Source organism: Microvirga sp. 2MCAF38 (assembly GCF_052115485.1).
In the GTDB taxonomy this organism is placed as follows: Bacteria; Pseudomonadota; Alphaproteobacteria; order Rhizobiales; family Beijerinckiaceae; genus Microvirga.
Genome location: NZ_JBFRGU010000017.1, coordinates 1 through 530, shown reverse-complemented (window position 1 = coordinate 530; position 530 = coordinate 1). Strand labels below are relative to the sequence as shown.

The 530-nt window shown below is 65.1% G+C and carries 1 protein-coding gene; it reads left to right on the top strand.

The genetic code is table 11. From position 1 onward, the window contains the following. Positions 1-530, top strand: a 530-nt coding sequence (locus tag AB4072_RS17115; protein ID WP_441969936.1) for a hypothetical protein, incomplete at both ends; no start/stop codon positions are given.

Below are 530 nucleotides of genomic sequence, written 5' to 3'. Positions count from 1 at the left end.
GTGGGCGATCTGACGGCGCTCGATCCGGAGGGGGATGTCGGGCTGATCTACGCGTTCGACACGAGCGGCAATGGCGGCTCGAGCGGCAGCGGCAATGCGGGCGGCCGCTTCAAGATCGAAGACGGGCAGCTGAAGGTCGCGGCGCTCACAGGCATCACGAAGACGGAGACCTACACGGTGACGATCAAGGTCACCGACCGGAACGGCGGATCGGGATCGACGTCGACCTACAAGGACTTCCTGATCACGGTGAACCCGGTTGCCGATGTCAATCACGCGGCGACGGATATCGGCTTCAGCGGCGGGCAGGCGCTCAAAGCCACCGTGACGGGAGCGGGTGCGAGCGTTGTGCTGGCAAGCGCGGTCGATCCCGACACGGCGCCGGAATGGCGCAACAATCTGTACAAGTTCGCGGATACAGGCCTGACGACGGATGCGAGCGGCCTGTTCCAGATCGATGCGCAGACGGGCCAGATTACGACGACGCGCGCCGTAGTGGGGACGGATGCCGGCCAGAAGACGCTGCACGT